General features: G+C 60.2%; 14 protein-coding genes. 9 read left to right on the top strand and 5 right to left on the bottom strand.

Annotated elements, in window-relative coordinates; translation table 11 throughout:
- The first annotated feature begins 5 nt into the window (after positions 1-5).
- Positions 6-2,504, top strand: coding sequence for a fimbria/pilus outer membrane usher protein (locus D109_RS0109215; RefSeq protein WP_256219484.1), 2,499 nt, complete (start codon positions 6-8; stop codon positions 2,502-2,504).
- Positions 2,476-3,024 (top strand): hypothetical protein, encoded by a 549-nt coding sequence (locus D109_RS1000000132685; protein WP_081585333.1) that lies wholly within the window; start codon positions 2,476-2,478, stop codon positions 3,022-3,024. The genes D109_RS0109215 and D109_RS1000000132685 overlap by 29 nt, the downstream gene beginning before the upstream one ends.
- A 4-nt stretch (positions 3,025-3,028) precedes the next feature.
- Here the strand turns inward: D109_RS1000000132685 and D109_RS0109205 are convergent, their stop codons facing one another.
- From D109_RS0109205 to D109_RS0109190, 4 genes are read right to left on the bottom strand one after another with little or no spacing between them, the layout of a single operon-like run.
- Positions 3,029-3,766, bottom strand: a complete 738-nt coding sequence (locus tag D109_RS0109205; protein WP_017476633.1) for an amino acid ABC transporter ATP-binding protein — start codon at positions 3,764-3,766, stop codon at positions 3,029-3,031.
- Positions 3,753-4,403: an amino acid ABC transporter permease gene (locus D109_RS0109200; RefSeq protein ID WP_017476632.1), complete on the bottom strand. Its 651-nt coding sequence runs from the start codon at positions 4,401-4,403 to the stop codon at positions 3,753-3,755. The genes D109_RS0109205 and D109_RS0109200 overlap by 14 nt, the downstream gene beginning before the upstream one ends.
- Positions 4,400-5,068 (bottom strand): amino acid ABC transporter permease, encoded by a 669-nt coding sequence (locus D109_RS0109195; RefSeq protein ID WP_017476631.1) that lies wholly within the window; start codon positions 5,066-5,068, stop codon positions 4,400-4,402. The genes D109_RS0109200 and D109_RS0109195 overlap by 4 nt, the downstream gene beginning before the upstream one ends.
- A 21-nt stretch (positions 5,069-5,089) precedes the next feature.
- Positions 5,090-5,875 carry a transporter substrate-binding domain-containing protein gene (locus tag D109_RS0109190; protein WP_017476630.1) on the bottom strand — a complete coding sequence of 262 codons (786 nt, stop codon included), beginning with the start codon at positions 5,873-5,875 and terminating at the stop codon, positions 5,090-5,092.
- A 254-nt stretch (positions 5,876-6,129) separates the two neighbouring features.
- On the opposite strand from D109_RS0109190, the gene D109_RS0109185 reads away from it, so the two are divergent.
- From D109_RS0109185 to D109_RS0109160, 6 genes are all read left to right on the top strand, one after another.
- The gene (locus tag D109_RS0109185; RefSeq protein ID WP_017476629.1) at positions 6,130-6,825 is read left to right on the top strand and encodes a FadR/GntR family transcriptional regulator; all 696 of its coding nucleotides are present in this window, start codon (positions 6,130-6,132) and stop codon (positions 6,823-6,825) included.
- A gap of 121 nt (positions 6,826-6,946) precedes the next feature.
- The gene (trxA, locus tag D109_RS0109180) at positions 6,947-7,276 is read left to right on the top strand and encodes a thioredoxin TrxA (protein WP_003213989.1); all 330 of its coding nucleotides are present in this window, start codon (positions 6,947-6,949) and stop codon (positions 7,274-7,276) included.
- 235 nt (positions 7,277-7,511) lie between these two features.
- A complete protein-coding gene (gene rho, locus D109_RS0109175; RefSeq protein ID WP_008438874.1) occupies positions 7,512-8,771 on the top strand; it encodes a transcription termination factor Rho in 1,260 nt (419 codons plus the stop codon).
- Positions 8,772-8,927: 156 nt separating this feature from the next.
- Positions 8,928-10,913, top strand: a complete 1,986-nt coding sequence (locus tag D109_RS0109170) for an acyltransferase family protein (RefSeq protein WP_017476627.1) — start codon at positions 8,928-8,930, stop codon at positions 10,911-10,913.
- 89 nt (positions 10,914-11,002) lie between these two features.
- The gene (gene ubiD / locus D109_RS0109165; protein ID WP_017476626.1) at positions 11,003-12,469 is read left to right on the top strand and encodes a 4-hydroxy-3-polyprenylbenzoate decarboxylase; all 1,467 of its coding nucleotides are present in this window, start codon (positions 11,003-11,005) and stop codon (positions 12,467-12,469) included.
- Positions 12,469-13,437: a CDP-6-deoxy-delta-3,4-glucoseen reductase gene (locus D109_RS0109160; RefSeq protein WP_017476625.1), complete on the top strand. Its 969-nt coding sequence runs from the start codon at positions 12,469-12,471 to the stop codon at positions 13,435-13,437. Before ubiD ends, D109_RS0109160 begins: the two co-directional genes overlap by 1 nt.
- Positions 13,438-13,588: 151 nt before the next feature.
- Here the strand turns inward: D109_RS0109160 and D109_RS0109155 are convergent, their stop codons facing one another.
- Positions 13,589-14,065 carry a hypothetical protein gene (locus D109_RS0109155; RefSeq protein WP_017476624.1) on the bottom strand — a complete coding sequence of 159 codons (477 nt, stop codon included), beginning with the start codon at positions 14,063-14,065 and terminating at the stop codon, positions 13,589-13,591.
- Between the two features lie 329 nt (positions 14,066-14,394).
- Here D109_RS0109155 and D109_RS0109150 point away from each other — a divergent pair, with 329 nt between their 5' ends.
- Positions 14,395-16,788: a TonB-dependent siderophore receptor gene (locus tag D109_RS0109150; protein ID WP_017476623.1), complete on the top strand. Its 2,394-nt coding sequence runs from the start codon at positions 14,395-14,397 to the stop codon at positions 16,786-16,788.
- Positions 16,789-16,790: the final 2 nt, after the last annotated feature.

Raw genomic sequence — 16,790 nt, 5'->3', positions numbered from 1 at the left:
CGGTCATGAGAAAAGTCAAAAGAATTCCCGGTGCAGTCAGTAAAAAGCGCTCTAAAACCAAGCGTGACGATGAGCGATTCAGGCGTAATGGCCTGGTGTGTGCGGCGATCCTATCGGGGATGACTGAGCAGGTTTACGCTGCTCAGCCCGGCACCCAGTTGCTGGGGTTCGACCTGGCGACCTTACAGGCTCGCGGCATTGACCCTGGCGTCGCTCGTTATTTCCGCAGCGCGGCGCGTTTCACCGAAGGCGTGCGCGTTGTCGGGCTGACGGTGAATGGTGACCGGATCGGGCTGGCGGATGTGCGTTTCAATCATGAAGGCGAGTTGTGTTTCACCCGTGGTTTGCTCGACCGAGCGGGCTTGCAAGTCCCTTCCCGGGTACTGAACAAAGACGCAGCGGTTGACCAGGCTTGCCATGACTTTCTCTCTGAGTATCCCAATACGGTCGCAACGTTGCGTCCGGGAAGCGAGGAAGTATTCCTGGTTGTGCCTACCCAGGCGTTGCGCGAACTGCAACGCGGGTCTGGCCACTATGTCCGGGGCGGTACCGCAGGGATGCTCAACTACGACCTGCAGGGCAGCAATAGCCATTCGCGGGAGGACACCAACCGTTATTTCTCCGCGTCGACAGAGGTAGGGTTCAACTTCGGAGACTGGATTGCACGTAGTCGCCAACTGTACATCTCCACCGATGGGCGCTCCACCACCGAGCATCTGTTTGCTTACGCGCAACGTGATTGGGGGCCGTTGGCTTCTACGCTCCAATTGGGGCAGATATCCGGTACCAGCCCGGTATTTGGCGGTGTGCAATTGTTGGGGGCGCAGTTGTTTCCCGACGGGGTCGCGAGCGGTTCGAGCGGCGGTGGCGTCGTGGTCGAGGGCATAGCCCTCAGCCAATCACGGGTTGAAGTGCGTCAATCAGGCGCCCTGATCTACACCACGGTAGTGCCCGAAGGCCCATTTTCATTGAACAATTTACCTTTGCTCAATGGCACGAGTGACCTTCAGGTCAGTGTCATCGAAACACGAGGTGGGCAACGCAGCTTCGTGGTACCGGCGGCGTCGTTTCGCGCGACAGTACCGGTCAAGACGGGTTATACGGCAGGGTTGGGCAAGGTACGTGATGTGGACCGTAGTGGCGCCAAAGAGCCTTTGCTCGGAATGGCCAGTGGAACTTGGGCATTAGGCAAGAACAGCACCTTAAGCTCCGGCGTGCAGGGCACCGATAGCTACAACTCGGTGGGCCTGGCGTTGGACAGCAGCTTTGGCGAACGCTTCTCCCTGGGGCTGCGTAACAACCTGGCCCGGGACCGTAAAAAAAAGCTTCAGGGCATGCGCAACAGCGTTTCCCTGGGGGGCATGTTGCCGGGCAACGTTCAGGTTTCGCTGAGTGCCACCACCCAGACACCCGGTTACCGTGAAGTGCTCGACACCGTGCGTACTGTCGCCGGTGAGAACGACGTCGCACGTTTTAAAAACCAGTACACGGCAGGCGTCAGTTGGGCTGCTGCGCAGGTCGGTGCGTTTTCGGCGGGCTATTCCCGGGCGACTCATTTCAACAGCCGGAGCACCCAGAATGTCTATGGCTCATGGAACAAGGACTTCAGTTACGCCAACGTTGGAGTGACCGTGGACTCGCAAGTAGGCTCGTCGGGTAAAACCAGGGGTGACAACGATGGCGTCGGGGTTCGCTTGCAGGTCACCGTGCCGTTGGGCCGCGAGCGGTCCCTCAGTTCTTTTGCAAGGCACCAGGGCCGTCGATCCAGTATGGGTACGACGTATACCGAACGTGTGGATGAGACCCTGAACTATGAGCTTCGTGGCGAGAGAGACTTGAGGGGCGATCGTGAGCAGGCCGTGGGCGGTTGGGTTAATACGTTGTCGCGTTATGCCCAGGTGGGTGCGGGCGTTGACCGGGACGCCTCCAGCACACGCTATAGCGGGCAATTGCAGGGCGCCGTGGTGGCCCATGATCGAGGCGTGACGTTTACGCCTTACCGGGTCGAGGACACGTTCGGCGTCGCCTCGGCCGGAGATATTGCTGGGGCCCGCATCAGTACCCCCCAAGGGCCAGTGTGGACTGACCGCTGGGGCATGGCGGTGCTTCCCGGGCTGCCGGCCTATCAAGTCAGCCAGCTTGAGATCGAAGGCAAGTCCTTGCCGCGGCAGGTGGATATCAAGAACGGTACGAAAGTGCTGGAGGCCGGGCGAGGTTCATTCAGCAAGGTCGACTTCGAGGTGGTGAAAGTTCGACGGGTGCTGCTGAGGGCCACGGATACAGCTGGCGAGCCTCTGGCCCAGGGGGCATCGGTGCTGGGTGCAGGTAATGCATTCCTGACCAACGTAGTCGCAGGCGGCATGATTTTCCTGAGCAATATCGATAGCGCGCAAACCCTTACGGTGTCATCGCCAAGCGGGGCTTCGTGCACACTCCAACTCGACCTGGCGGAGCAATCCTATGATGAGCGACCCTATGAAACCGCGTCGGCGACCTGCCGTTAAGGTAGGCGCTGCAGGCGCGCTGTTATCCGGCCTGTTGATGGCGGGGGAGGTCCATGCCGCAGAATGTCGTCTGTCGTTGAGCCGGCCAGAGGTTGATCTTGGCGTGTTACGCCATGGTGGGCAGGTTGCTGCCCAAGGCGTACTTTTTGGTAAGCGCACGCTGCATTTGAATGTGGTGTGCCCGCAAGACACGGTCATCGCCATGCGTTTTCGAGGCGTACCCGCTGTGGGCCAAGGCTTCAGGTTTGGCCACCAGGGGTATTTCAACCTCAGCCTCCAACAGCCGGTGCTCGACGGCAGGCCCGTCGACTTGGCCCCGTTGCATCATCGGGCCGAGCGAAGCAGCCAATTGCTGCCGGACCAGGCCATGGTGGTGTTGGCTGCGGGGCTGCCCGCCGTGGGTCGCGTGTTTTCGGCTCAGGTGCAGGTCGACACTTATCTCTTCAATACGGCCACCGCCGTTCGCGATAAGACCGTGTTGGAGGGCGGCGGGCGTTTTGAGCTGGTGCCTGCTGGTTGACGGTTCAGCCCGGGGCCTCTGTCGAGCCAATAAAGTTGGCCAGCTCGGCGGTCTGCGGGTTGGCAAACAGGATTTTCGGATCGCCCACTTCATGCACCTTGCCATGGTGCATGAACACCAGTTTGTCACCCACTTCCCGGGCAAAGCGCATCTCATGGGTGACCATGATCAGCGTCATGCCATCCTTGGCCAGTTGGCGCACAACACTGAGCACTTCGTTGACCAGTTCCGGGTCCAGTGCCGAGGTGATTTCATCGCACAGCAACACCTTGGGTGACATGGCCAGCGCCCGGGCGATGGCCACGCGCTGCTGCTGGCCGCCGGATAACCGATCGGGGAAAGCATCGAACTTCTCCCCCAGTCCGACCCGTTCCAGCATCTGCCGCGCCAGTTGCGCGGCCTTGGCCTTCGGTACTTTCTGCACCACTTGTGGCGCGAGCATGACGTTTTCACCCACCGTCAGGTGCGGGAACAGGTTGAACTGCTGGAACACCATGCCGACTTTCTGCCGCAAGGTGCGCAGGTCGGCGCGGGCGGCGTCGAGGTATTCGCCGTCGACTTCAATCACCCCGTCATTGATCGACTCCAGGCCATTGAGGGTGCGCAGCAAGGTGGATTTACCCGAGCCGCTGCGGCCGATGATCGCCACCACCTGGCCTTCTTCGACCGTCAGGTCGATGCCCTTGAGTACATGGTGATCGCCGTAATATTTATGCAGGGCGGAAATTCTAAGCAGAGGCATGCAGTCTCCTTTCCAGGTAGCGCGCACTGAGGGACAAGGGGTAGCAAAGCAGGAAGTAACCGAGCGCCACCAGGCCGTAGACCATGAAGGGCTCGAAGGTTGCGTTGGCGAGCATGCCGCCGGTTTTGGTCAGCTCGGTGAAGCCGATGATCGAGGTCACGGCGGTGCCTTTGACCACTTGCACCGAGAAGCCCACGGTCGGCGCCACGGCAATGCGCAGGGCTTGGGGCAGGATCACGTAGCGCAGTTGCTCAAACGGGTTGAGGGCCAGGCTCGCGGACGCCTCCCATTGCCCGTGGGCGATGGAGTCGACGCAGCCACGCCAGATCTCGGCCAGATAGGCGCTGGTGAACAGGGTCAAGGCAATCGCCGCCGCCAGCCAGGGCGAAATGTCCACGCCGAGCAAGGCAATGCCGAAGAACACCAGGAACAGCTGCATCAACAGCGGCGTGCCCTGGAACAGCTCGATATAGGTACGGGCAACGTTGCGCGGGAAAGCCTTGGTGCTGATGCGCATCGTCATCACCAGCAAGCCGATCACGCCGCCGCCGATAAACGCCACCATCGACAGCAGCAGCGTCCACTGCAAGCCCGTGAGCAGGTTGCGCACGATGTCCCAGAAGGAAAAATCACTCATCGGGCATTCCTCATCACATAGCGCCGGCCGATCCAGTTCAGCAATTGGCGGATCATCAGCGCCATGCACAGGTAGACCAGGGTGGTCAGTGCGTAGGTTTCAAACGCACGGAAGTTGCGCGACTGGATAAAGTTGGCGGCAAAGCTCAGCTCCTCGGTGGCGATCTGCGAACAGACCGCCGAGCCGAGCATCACGATGATGATCTGGCTGCTCAGGGCCGGCCAGACCTTGCCCAGTGCGGGCAATAACACCACGTGGCGGAACGCCTCGAAACGCGTCATTGCCAGCGCGGCCGCGGCTTCCAGTTGCCCACGCGGGATCGCCTGGACCCCGGCGCGGATGATCTCCGTGGAGTACGCCCCCAGGTTGATCACCATCGCCAGCACCGCCGCTTGCCATTCGGTAATTCTCAGTCCGAGGGACGGCAGGCCGAAGAAGATGAAAAACAACTGCACCAGGAATGGCGTGTTGCGGATCAACTCGACGTACACCCCGAAGATCCAGCTGAACGGCTGGATCTTCCACGCCCGCACCACGGCGCCGACGATTCCCAGCGCCACGCCCAGTACTGCACCGATGGCGGTCAGCTCAAGGGTGAACAGCGCGCCGCGCAGCAACAGATCGGTATTGGCCAGAACCGGCACAAAGTCGAATTGATAGGCCATGTCTAACCCTCGTTACCGCGATCAGAGATCAGCCGGCAGCGGCTCTTTAAGCCACTGCATTGCGTTCTTTTCCAGGCTGCCGTCGGCTTTGGCCGCGACCAGGATCTGGTTGACCTTGTCCAGCAGCGCCGGCTCGTTCTTGTTTACGCCCACGTACACCGGGGAGTCCTTGAGCTTCACTTTCAGTGCCGGCACGCGCTTGGGGTTGCGTTCGCTGATGGCCACCATCACCACGTTGCCGCTGGCGATCAGGTCCACTTGGCCCGCGAGGTAGGCGGCGATGGTGGAGTTGTTGTCTTCAAAGCGCTTGATCGTCGCTTCTTTAGGCGCAACGGCGGTCAGCTCGATGTCTTCGATGGCGCCGCGTGTCACGCTGATGGTTTTGCCCTTGAGGTCGTCAACGGTGCTGATCGGCGCATCTGGCGGGCCAAACACGGCGAGGTAGAACGGCGCGTAGGCCTTGGAGAAGTCGATGACCTTCTCGCGCTCGGGGTTCTTGCCCAGGCTGGAAATCACCAGGTCGACCTTGCCGGTGGTGAGGAACGGGATGCGGTTGGTGCTGTTGACCGGGGTCAGTTCAAGCTTGACCTTCAACTGGTCGGCCAGCAGTTTTGCGGTGTCGATGTCCAACCCGCGGGGCTTCATGTCCGGGCCGACCGAGCCGAACGGTGGGAAGTCCTGAGGTACGGCCACCTTGAGGGTGCCACGGGCGACGATATCGTCCAGACCGTTGGCCTGGGCGGGCGCCTGGCTCAGCATCAGGCTGGCAAACAGGGCAGTGAGCAGGGCGCTGCAACGCTTGGTCATGGCAACTCTCCGAAAAGGACGAAAGGATTTTCTGAGTTTTGCCAGTGCACAGCCCATGCCAGTAGCGCATTAATCAGCTGGGAGGCCGGTGGCTGTTGAGTTCTGGCGGTCTTACTGGTCTGAACAGTTGAAGGGCTTTTTGCACCTTTTTCGAGCGCCTCAAAAACCTTGCGAGCCCCTTTGGGGCGTGGCTTGCCGGGCGTCACGAATAGCTTTACAACTAGCTGCTCAGTTGACTGGAAACTTGAGTTTTTATGAATTCCATCGCCCAAGCCGTACCGGAAGTGGCGCTACAGGCCATCCGCAAACTGATCGCTGACGAGGGCTTCGGGCCGGGCGATGCGTTGCCCTCCCAGCGCGATCTGGCGCTGCAATTGGGCGTGAGCCGGGCCTCATTGCGCGAAGCCTTGTCGTCCCTCAGTGCGTTGGGCGTGGTGAGTGTGCAGCCGGGTAAAGGCGTGTTCGTGCAAGCGGCCGAAGAACTCCCTGGGTTGGCCTGGCCGTTTACGGCGCAGGCGACGCCGCTGGATATCTTTCAGCTGCGCTACGCCCTGGAAGGCTTTGCGGCGGGGCTGGCGGCGGTGACGTTGACCACCGATGAGCTGGACCTCCTGGAAGATAACGTCGAGGCGATGCGCAAGGAGCTCAAGGCCGGTGACTTTGAGGCAGCGGCCCGGCTGGACTTCGAATTCCACCAGCGCATCCTGCTGGCCAGTGGTAATCAGGCGATGGTGAGCATCCTCAGCGCCAGTGCCGAGGTGTTTCTGGAGAGTCAGAAGCTACCGTTCATCCGGCCGGAGCGGGCCATGGAGACCTGGCAGGAGCACCGCAAGATCCTCCGTGCACTGGCCCGGCGCGCCAGCGGGGCTGCGCAAAAAAGCATGCAAGAACATGTGCGTAACGCGGCGCTGCGTACAGGCATTGCCTTCATCACTCCCGTAACGCCATGAGTTGGGCTATACCCAAACTCATGCGCCATCATAGGAAGAGTCAATCAGCTGCGGCTTCCTGAACGCGGGAAGGGCGGCTATGATGGGCAACGTTTTTTTTGCTTACAACCCGGAGACATCCATGAGCAACGATCTTATCAAGCACGTCACCGACGCGACCTTTGAGGCCGAAGTACTGAAGGCCCAGGGCCCGGTGCTGGTTGACTACTGGGCTGAGTGGTGCGGTCCTTGCAAAATGATCGCTCCGGTCCTGGACGACATTGCCACCACTTACGAAGGCAAGTTGACCATCGCCAAGCTGAACATCGACGACAACCAGGAAACGCCAGCCAAGCACGGTGTGCGTGGTATCCCTACGCTGATGCTGTTCAAGAACGGCAACGTCGAGGCCACCAAGGTCGGCGCGCTGTCGAAGTCCCAGCTGCAAGCTTTCCTCGACGCCAACATCTAAGCGTCCTTAAAAAAGCCCCGCAAATTGCGGGGCTTTTTCGTGACACAGGGCTAGACGCTCTGAAATTCAGGTGGTACATTCGGCCCCGCACTGGTTTCTCCACTGCCCCCTGCAAGCCGTCGCCGACGCTCTCCTTTTCGATTAGTACGCGATCCTGTCGCCTTCTCTGCGGCGCGGCCTCATTAAGCCAAAAGCTTAATTTCCCCCCCTCCATAAATGATTACGTCATTCCTATATGAATCTGACTGAACTCAAGCAAAAGCCGATTACCGAACTGCTCGAATTGGCCGAACAGATGGGCATAGAAAATATGGCCCGTTCGCGCAAGCAGGACGTGATTTTCTCCCTGCTGAAAAAGCACGCGAAAAGCGGCGAGGAAATCTCCGGTGATGGCGTGCTGGAGATTCTCCAGGACGGCTTCGGCTTCCTCCGCTCTGCAGACGCTTCCTATCTCGCCGGCCCAGACGATATCTACGTCTCGCCGAGCCAGATCCGTCGCTTCAACTTGCGCACCGGTGACACCATCGTTGGCAAGATCCGTCCTCCAAAGGAAGGCGAGCGTTATTTCGCCCTGCTCAAGGTCGACACGATCAATTACGATCGTCCCGAGAACGCGAAAAACAAGATTCTCTTCGAGAACCTGACCCCGCTGTTCCCGACTGTGCGCATGAAGATGGAAGCCGGTAACGGTTCCACCGAAGACTTGACCGGTCGTGTCATCGACCTGTGCGCCCCGATCGGCAAAGGCCAGCGTGGCCTGATCGTGGCCCCGCCGAAAGCCGGTAAGACCATCATGCTGCAGAACATCGCAGCGAACATCGCTCGTAACAATCCTGAAGTTCACCTGATCGTGTTGCTGATCGATGAGCGTCCGGAAGAAGTAACCGAAATGCAGCGCACCGTGCGCGGCGAGGTGGTTGCCTCGACGTTCGATGAGCCACCCACCCGCCACGTGCAGGTTGCCGAAATGGTGATCGAGAAGGCCAAGCGCCTGGTCGAACACAAGAAAGACGTGGTGATCCTGCTCGACTCCATCACCCGTCTGGCCCGTGCCTACAACACCGTGATCCCGAGCTCCGGCAAGGTACTCACCGGTGGTGTCGATGCCCACGCCCTGGAGAAACCGAAACGTTTCTTCGGCGCCGCGCGGAACATCGAAGAAGGCGGCTCGCTGACCATCATCGCCACCGCGCTGGTTGAAACCGGCTCGAAGATGGATGAAGTGATCTACGAAGAGTTCAAGGGTACCGGCAACATGGAACTGCCTTTGGATCGCCGTATCGCTGAAAAGCGAGTGTTCCCGGCTATCAACATCAACCGTTCCGGCACACGCCGCGAAGAGTTGCTGACCGCCGACGACGAACTGCAGCGCATGTGGATCCTGCGCAAGCTGCTGCACCCGATGGATGAAGTGGCGGCCATCGAGTTCCTGATCGACAAGCTGAAAACCACCAAGACCAACGACGAGTTCTTCCTGTCGATGAAGCGTAAGTAACACGACGCTTCAGGTCCAAAAAAATGGCGCCCCATGGGGCGCCATTTTTTTTGTGTCAAGAATGGGAGGTTTGGCTCAGGCGTGTGTCTGTTTAGAGACAAAAAGGCAAGTGCGACTACGCTTGCTGTCAATCTGATCAGGCTAACAACAAGATTTATGACCATTCTCGCTTATCGCAGGGACATTGACGGCCTGCGCGCCATAGCCGTTCTCGCTGTTGTGCTGTTTCATTTTGGTGTACCGGGCTTTACCGGCGGCTTTGTTGGCGTCGACGTGTTTTTCGTGATCTCCGGTTACTTGATTACCTCGATCATCTGGCGCGAGCGTGAGGCCGGGCGCTTCAGTTTTGTCAGCTTCTGGGCCCGGCGAGCGCGACGCATCCTGCCGGCACTGTTTGTGATGATGCTGGGCACGCTGTTGGTGGGCTGGTTTCTACTGGCACCCAAGGATTACAGCGAGTTGGGGCGCTCGATGCATAACCAGGTGGTGTTTATCTCCAACCTGTTTTTCATGCGCCAGGACGGCTACTTTGATGTGGCCTCCGACATCAAGCCGTTGCTGCATACCTGGTCATTGTCGGTTGAAGAACAGTTCTACATTCTCTTCCCTCTGTTGCTGACGGTGCTGTCGAGCCGGCTCAAGCACTGGCGTGCGGCGCTGTTTGTGTTGTTGCTGGTGTCATTCGGGATGAGTACGTGGGCGGTGGCCCACGCCCCGGAAAGAGCCTTTTTCCTGCTGCATATGCGTGCCTGGGAACTGTTGGCGGGCGCAATGCTGGCCGTCATGCCGATACGTGAATACCGCGCAAGCCCGGCGTTGGCGCAGGCCGTCAGCCTGGCTGGCCTGGGCTTGATCCTGCTGGCGGTCTTCGCGTATGACCCGAGCACACCGTTTCCCGGCGCCGCAGCGCTGTTGCCGGTGGTGGGCGTGGTCTGCCTGATTTGGGCCAACGGCCAACAAGTAACCCTGGTGGGCAAGCTGCTGGGCAGCCGCGTGCTGGTGGGGATTGGCCTGATCTCCTACTCCTGGTACCTGTGGCATTGGCCGGTCTACGTGTTCGGTAAGTACGCCAGTGTCGATGGCCTGGGGCCGTGGGAGCTGGGTGCGCTGTTTGTGTTGAGCCTGTTGCTGGGTTACGGATCCTGGCGATTCGTCGAGGCGCCGTTCCGTGAGCGTCAATTGTTGGCAGGCCGCAAGCAAATCCTGGTGGCGGCGGGTATCGCGCTTGTTGCGGTGGGACTGCTCGGCAAAGGCCTGGTCTTGACGAAGGGCTTGCCTTGGCGCCTGTCGCCCGAGGCGCTGCAATTTGCCCAGGCGCGCGAGTGGAGCCCGGACCTTATGGCCTGCCTGGTGGATGGTGGTAAAAATCGCCACCATGGATTTTGTCATTTCGGGCCCCAGTCCGCGCCGACACGCGCGTTGGTATGGGGCGATAGCCATGCCACGGCTCTGGTTCCGGCATTGCAAGACGGCGCGAAAAAATACGGTGTCAGCGTCACCCAGGCAGGTTATGCCGGTTGCCTGCCGTTTAATCGCAAGGAAAGCGTTCCGGGCTGCTTGACCTTTAACCAGCAGGTCACGCAACTGCTGAGCAAGGAAAGCTTCAGCGACGTGGTGCTGGTGGCGCGCTGGAGCCTGTATGTCTATGGGCAGCGCGATGGTGACACCGAGGCTTCGTTGCTGGACCCGTCGACCGGAACCTATGACCGCGCCTTCGCCGAGCAGCGCTTCGCTGAAAGCTTGGGCGCCCTTGTGCAGCAATTGCGCGCCAGCGGCCATCGGGTGTGGCTGGTCAAGGAAGTCCCGCTGCAGGAATTCAGTCCGCCTTACCGCCTCAGCCGGTTGGCGATGCTCGGTCGGCCCACCGACAAAGAAGGCATGCCCTTGGCTGAGCACCTCCAGCGCCAGGCCTATATCAGCCAGGTATTCGAGCAAATCGCGGCGGCCGATCCCGGGGTAAAGGTAATGGATCCGGCGCCAAAGCTGTGCAGTGTGAATGACTGGTGCCGCGTGGAACTGGAAGGCCAGTCGCTGTACACCGACGACAATCACCTCTCGGCGGTGGGTTCGCGCTATGTCGAGGGATTCCTTGAACCGTTGTTCAAGGCCTTGCGCAATGAAACCCAGGCATCGGCTCTTTGAGTCAGTGTCGTCGGCAATGCTGCTCAATAAGCTGCCAGCGACCGTAAGAGCAGGTAGGATGTACGCCTATTTTACGGGTGGCATGGTTAATGAAATTCAAGGATCTTCGGGATTTCGTGCAGCAACTTGAGCAGCGCGGAGAGTTGAAACGTATTCAGGTGCCGATTTCTCCGGTCCTGGAGATGACTGAGATTTGCGACCGCACCTTGCGTAACAAGGGCCCGGCGCTGCTGTTCGAAAACCCGGTGGGCTTTGATATCCCGGTGCTCGGCAACCTGTTCGGCACCCCCGACCGCGTTGCGTTCGGCATGGGCGCCGAGTCCGTCAGCGAACTGCGCGAGATCGGCAAGCTGCTGGCCTTCCTCAAGGAACCCGAGCCACCCAAGGGTTTGAAGGACGCCTGGTCGAAGCTGCCAATTTTCCGCAAGATCATCGCCATGGCCCCCAAGGTCGTGAAAGACGCGGTCTGCCAGGAAGTGGTCATCGAAGGCGATGACGTCGACCTCGGCATGCTCCCCGTTCAGACCTGCTGGCCAGGCGATGTAGGCCCGCTGATCACCTGGGGCCTGACCGTCACCAAAGGCCCGAACAAAGATCGCCAGAACCTCGGCATCTACCGTCAGCAAGTGATTGGCCGCAACAAGGTCATCATGCGCTGGCTGAGCCACCGTGGCGGCGCACTGGATTTCCGTGAGTGGTGCGAAAAGCATCCCGGCAAGCCATTCCCTGTTTCCGTGGCCCTGGGCGCTGACCCGGCGACCATCCTCGGCGCCGTCACGCCAGTACCCGACAGCCTGTCCGAGTACGCTTTCGCCGGCCTGTTGCGCGGTAACCGCACCGAGTTGGTGAAGTGCCGCGGCAATGACCTGCAAGTGCCGGCCACCGCTGAAATCATCCTTGAAGGGGTGATTCACCCCGGCGAGATGGCTGATGAAGGCCCCTACGGCGACCACACTGGCTACTACAACGAAGTCGACAGCTTCCCGGTGTTCACCGTCGAGCGCATCACCCACCGGATCAAGCCGATCTACCACAGCACCTACACCGGCCGGCCGCCCGATGAGCCGGCGATCCTCGGCGTGGCATTGAACGAAGTGTTTGTGCCGATCCTGCAAAAGCAGTTTCCGGAAATCACCGACTTCTACCTGCCGCCCGAAGGCTGCTCGTACCGCATGGCCATCGTGACGATGAAGAAGTCGTACCCGGGCCACGCCAAGCGGGTAATGCTGGGTGTGTGGTCGTTTTTGCGACAGTTCATGTACACCAAGTTCGTTATTGTCACCGACGACGACATCAACGCCCGGGACTGGAACGACGTGATCTGGGCCATCACCACGCGCATGGACCCCAAGCGCGACACGGTGATGATCGATAACACGCCGATCGACTACCTCGACTTTGCCTCGCCGGTATCGGGCCTCGGCTCGAAAATGGGCCTGGATGCCACCCATAAATGGCCGGGTGAAACCACCCGCGAATGGGGCCGTGTGATCGTCAAGGACGAAGCGGTCACTGCCCGTGTGGATGCGCTCTGGAAAGAATTAGGAATAGATTGATGCGTGTAACCCTGCAGCCTTCCGGTGCGGTACTTGAACTGACGCCTGGCGAGCGGATTCTCGAAGGCGCGCGACGCCTGGGCTACGATTGCCCCCAGGCGTGCCGCAATGGTGTGTGCCATGTGTGTGCAGCGCTGCTGGTGGAAGGCCGGGTGCAGCAAGCCGGTGAGGTGCGTGACCATGGCGAGTTCTATACCTGTATTGCCGAACCGCTGGAAGATTGCATTGTGTTGTGGGATGGCGTGCTGGCGCCGGGAGAATTGCCGGTGCGCAAATTGTCTTGCCAACTGAGTGAGTGCGTCGAAGTGGGCGGTGACGTGTGGCGCGTGCGCCTGCGGGCTCCGGCCGGCAAGGCTGTGCGTTACCACGCCGGGCAATACCTGATGATCGAGCGGGAAAACGGCGAGAAGTCGGCGTTCTCCCTAGCCTCCGCACCCCACGCCGGGCGCGAGCTGGAACTGCACGTACTGGCCCGGGAAGACAGTGCTCGCAGCCTGCTTGAGCAGTTGCAGCGCAACCAGATGGCCCGCATCGAGATGCCGTTTGGCGACACCCACCTGGCCGAACTGCCCGACGGGCCGCTGGTGCTGATCGCCGCCGGTACCGGCATGGCGCAGATGCACAGCCTGATCGAGCATTGCCGCGCCAGTGGTTTCAAGCACCCGGTGCACCTGTATTGGGGTGTACGTCGACCGGAAGACTTCTACGACATCGAGCACTGGGACCAGTGGCTGCAACTGCCCAACCTGTTCCTGCACAAAGTGGTCAGCGACCTGTGCGGCTGGGAAGGGCGCTGCGGGTTGCTGCATGAAGCGGTGTGCGAAGACATCAGCGACCTCAAGGCCGTGCACGTCTACGCCAGCGGTTCACCGGCGATGATCTACGGCACCCTGGATGCGCTGGTCGAAGCCGGCATGGATGTACACCAGATGCGTGCCGATGTGTTTGCCTACGCACCCCGCCCGTAACGTGTGGCGAGGGAGCTTGCTCCCGCTGGGCTGCGCAGCAGCCCCAAAACAGTCGCTGGGTTCTATCTCAAAGACCGCAAGAACTTCAGGGGCCGCTTCGTGACCCAGCGGGAGCAAGCTCCCTCGCCACAGCAGCCCTTCAGCGGCTCAATCAGAAACGAACGCCTGTCGTCACCATCGCCGCATTGAACCCCAGTAACACCAGCTCGGCGGCGACCGGCCCGTAGTGAGTACCCACGGACGGGATGATTACCGGCGCCACTCCCAGTCCATTCAGCGGAATCTTGTCGCGGTACTTGCCGCGATAGCCCTGGATCACGCCGCCCGTCAGCTTCAAGTACACCGGGTAATCGGTCATGTCGTAGCGTTTGCCGGCATAGGCGTAGTACGAACGCTGGCTGAACGAGTTACGAAACGTCGCCCCGCCATACACCAGGCCTGACGCTTCATTGCGCTCCAGGCCGATCAGGTCCTGATTGTTGTTATGGTCCTTGTCCGGCGAAAAATGCCGGGTGTAGACGCTCGTCTGGGCGTACCAGAAGCCTTTTTCTTCCTGAGGCGGCGCTTCCACCGCCAGGGCGGTGGTGGCCTGTGCCAGGAACAACAGGCTGGGAAGTCGGTATTTCATGGTGTGACCTCGATAGTCGGTTCGGTCGGCGGCTAAGTGGGTCGTGACAGGCGCCTAGTTTGAAGGCTCAGCGTGCCTCCAGGCTGAACCTGCGCTGAAACTACAGGGATTGAGGCGGCCAATCCTGATGAGCGGAGCGGCCCGGGCTTATGCATTCGCTTATTCTTTAAAGGTATTTAATTTGTTACATAAATATCATTAAGCTATATGACAACGGACTACCGACTTTCTGCCAATAACCAATAAATGACCGCCACCGTCCGCCACACGGATCGATCGTATGAGCTCAGAGCATTGACGTTCTGGCTTTTGATTCCAAGGGGAGCGGTATGGGGAGCAACAAGCAGCACCTGCTGTACACGGCGATTTTGTCGGCTAATTTGCTGACCGCTGTGGGATTCAGTCCAGTGGCAGCCGCTGAAACGGACACTGCCGATGTACCCAAACTCGATACAGTCATCGTGACCGGCACCCGCGCCCAAGAGCGCACCGCCAGTGCTTCACTGTCACCCATCGATGTGATTTCCGGCGACACCTTGCGCAGCACCGGCTCGGATGAATTGGGCGCGGTACTTGCCCGTTTGATTCCGTCCATCAACTTTCCACGCCCCAGCCTGGTAGACGGCGCCGAACTGGTACGCCCGGCCCAGCTGCGCGGCCTTTCGCCGGACCAGGTATTGGTGCTGGTCAATGGCAAGCGCCGCCACACCAGCGCCTTCGTCAACCTCGGCGGCGCAGTGGGGCGCGGCTCGGCACCGGCGGATTTGAATGCCATCCCGTTGTCGGCGGTGGACCACATCGAAGTGTTGCGTGACGGCGCATCGGCCCGTTACGGCTCCGATGCGATTGCCGGGGTGATCAACGTGATCCTCAAGCATGACGACCACGGGGGCTCGATCACCAGCAAGTTCGGTGAGTACAAGAAGGGCGACGGTATCCAGCGCAATCTCAGCGGCAACACGGGTGTGGCGCTGGGGGATAACGGCTTTATCAACCTCTCTGCCGAAGGCGCCGACAACGATTACACCAACCGCGCCGGCAAGGATTTCCGTCCGGGCAGCGTCGGCTCGACGACCTACGGCCAGCGGGTATTCCGCCAGGGCGAACCGGCTACCGATCAGGGCAAGCTGTTTCTCAACTCGGAATATTCCTTCAGCGAAGCGGCCGAATTCTACGCGTTCGGCGGCTACAGCAAGACCCGCGGCGAGACGGCGGCGTTCTACCGGGCCAGCAACGCGAGCAACAACATTCCTGCGCTCAACCCCAACGGTTACCTGCCGCTGATTCGCGGCGACGTGGAAGACACGTCCCTGGCGGTCGGTCTGCGCGGCCTGTTGGCCTATGACTGGCACTACGATGTGTCGGTCAACTACGGCAAGAACCAGTACCAGATCGGTACCGAAACCATCAACACCTCGCTGGGCCTGGCGACGCCGCGCAAGTTCGACAACGGCACCCTGGTCAATGACCAGAAACAACTCAGCCTCGACCTGTCGCGGGAATTCAGCCTGGGCTGGTTGCCGTATCCGGTGTCGGTGGCGTTCGGTGGCGAGTACCTGGACCAGGGTTACCAGATCAAGGCGGGTGACCCGGCGTCCTACTACCAGACCGGCAGTTCGGGCCTGGGTGGCTTCCGTGATTCCGACGCCGGCACCAGCACGCGCCACAACTGGGCCCAGTATCTGGACCTGGAAACCAACTTCACCGAAAAACTCAGCGCCTCCGCCGCCGTGCGTCATGAGGACTACAGTGATTTTGGCTCCAACGTCAGCGGCTCGCTCTCGGCCCGCTACGACTTCACCCCGCAAGTTGCGTTGCGCGGTAGTGTTTCCAACGGCTTCCGCGCGCCGTCCCTGGCGCAGCAGAACTTCGCCTACACCTCGTCGCAGCTGATCGGCAACACCATCCAGGAAGCCGGTACGTTCCCGGCCAACAGCCAGGTGGCGCGCCTGCTCGGTGCGCAGGACCTGAAAGCCGAGAAGTCCCGTAACTACAGCCTCGGCCTGGTGCTGGAGCCGACCGACAACCTGACCGTGACCGCCGACGTCTACCGTATCGACATCAGCGACCGCATCAGCTTGTCTTCCAACCTGGACCTGAGTAAGAACCCGGCTGCGCTCGCGTATCTGCAGGCCAACGGCGTCGGCAACATCAACTACACCACCGTGCGTTACTTCACCAACGCCACCGACACCACCACCAATGGCGTCGACCTGGTGGCCAACTATCGCTACCAGCTGGATAACGGTGTGCGCTGGAACAGCACCGTGGGCTACAACTACAACCACACCAAGGTCACCGACGTAAAAGCCAACCCGTCTGTACTGGATAGCCTGGGTGCGAGCCTGGTCCGGGTGGATCGTCGCGAACGCATCGGCCTGTTGGGCGACACCACACCCCAGCACAAGTTGAGCCTGGGCAACGACCTGAGCTTCGGCAACTGGGCGTTGCACAGCAACTTGGTGCGCTATGGTTCATTCACCAGCTACCAGGCTGACCCGACCAACGACCAGCGTTTCAAGGCCGCCTGGCTGTTGGACCTGTCGGCGGACTACAAGCTGAAGAACTGGACCTTCACCGTCGGCGGCGACAACGTCACCGACAAGTACCCGGAAAAACTCAATGCCTACGCCAGCAGTGGTGGCAATTTGGCCTATAGCACTTTTTCGCCGTACGGTTACAGCGGCGCGTTCTATTACGGTAAAGTTGCTTACAACTGGTAACA

This window comes from Pseudomonas sp. PAMC 26793, assembly GCF_000313235.1.
GTDB classification, from domain to species: domain Bacteria; phylum Pseudomonadota; class Gammaproteobacteria; order Pseudomonadales; family Pseudomonadaceae; genus Aquipseudomonas; species Aquipseudomonas yamanorum.
The sequence above is the reverse complement of the archived record's forward strand: the minus strand, read 5'-3'. Positions and strand labels throughout refer to the sequence as shown.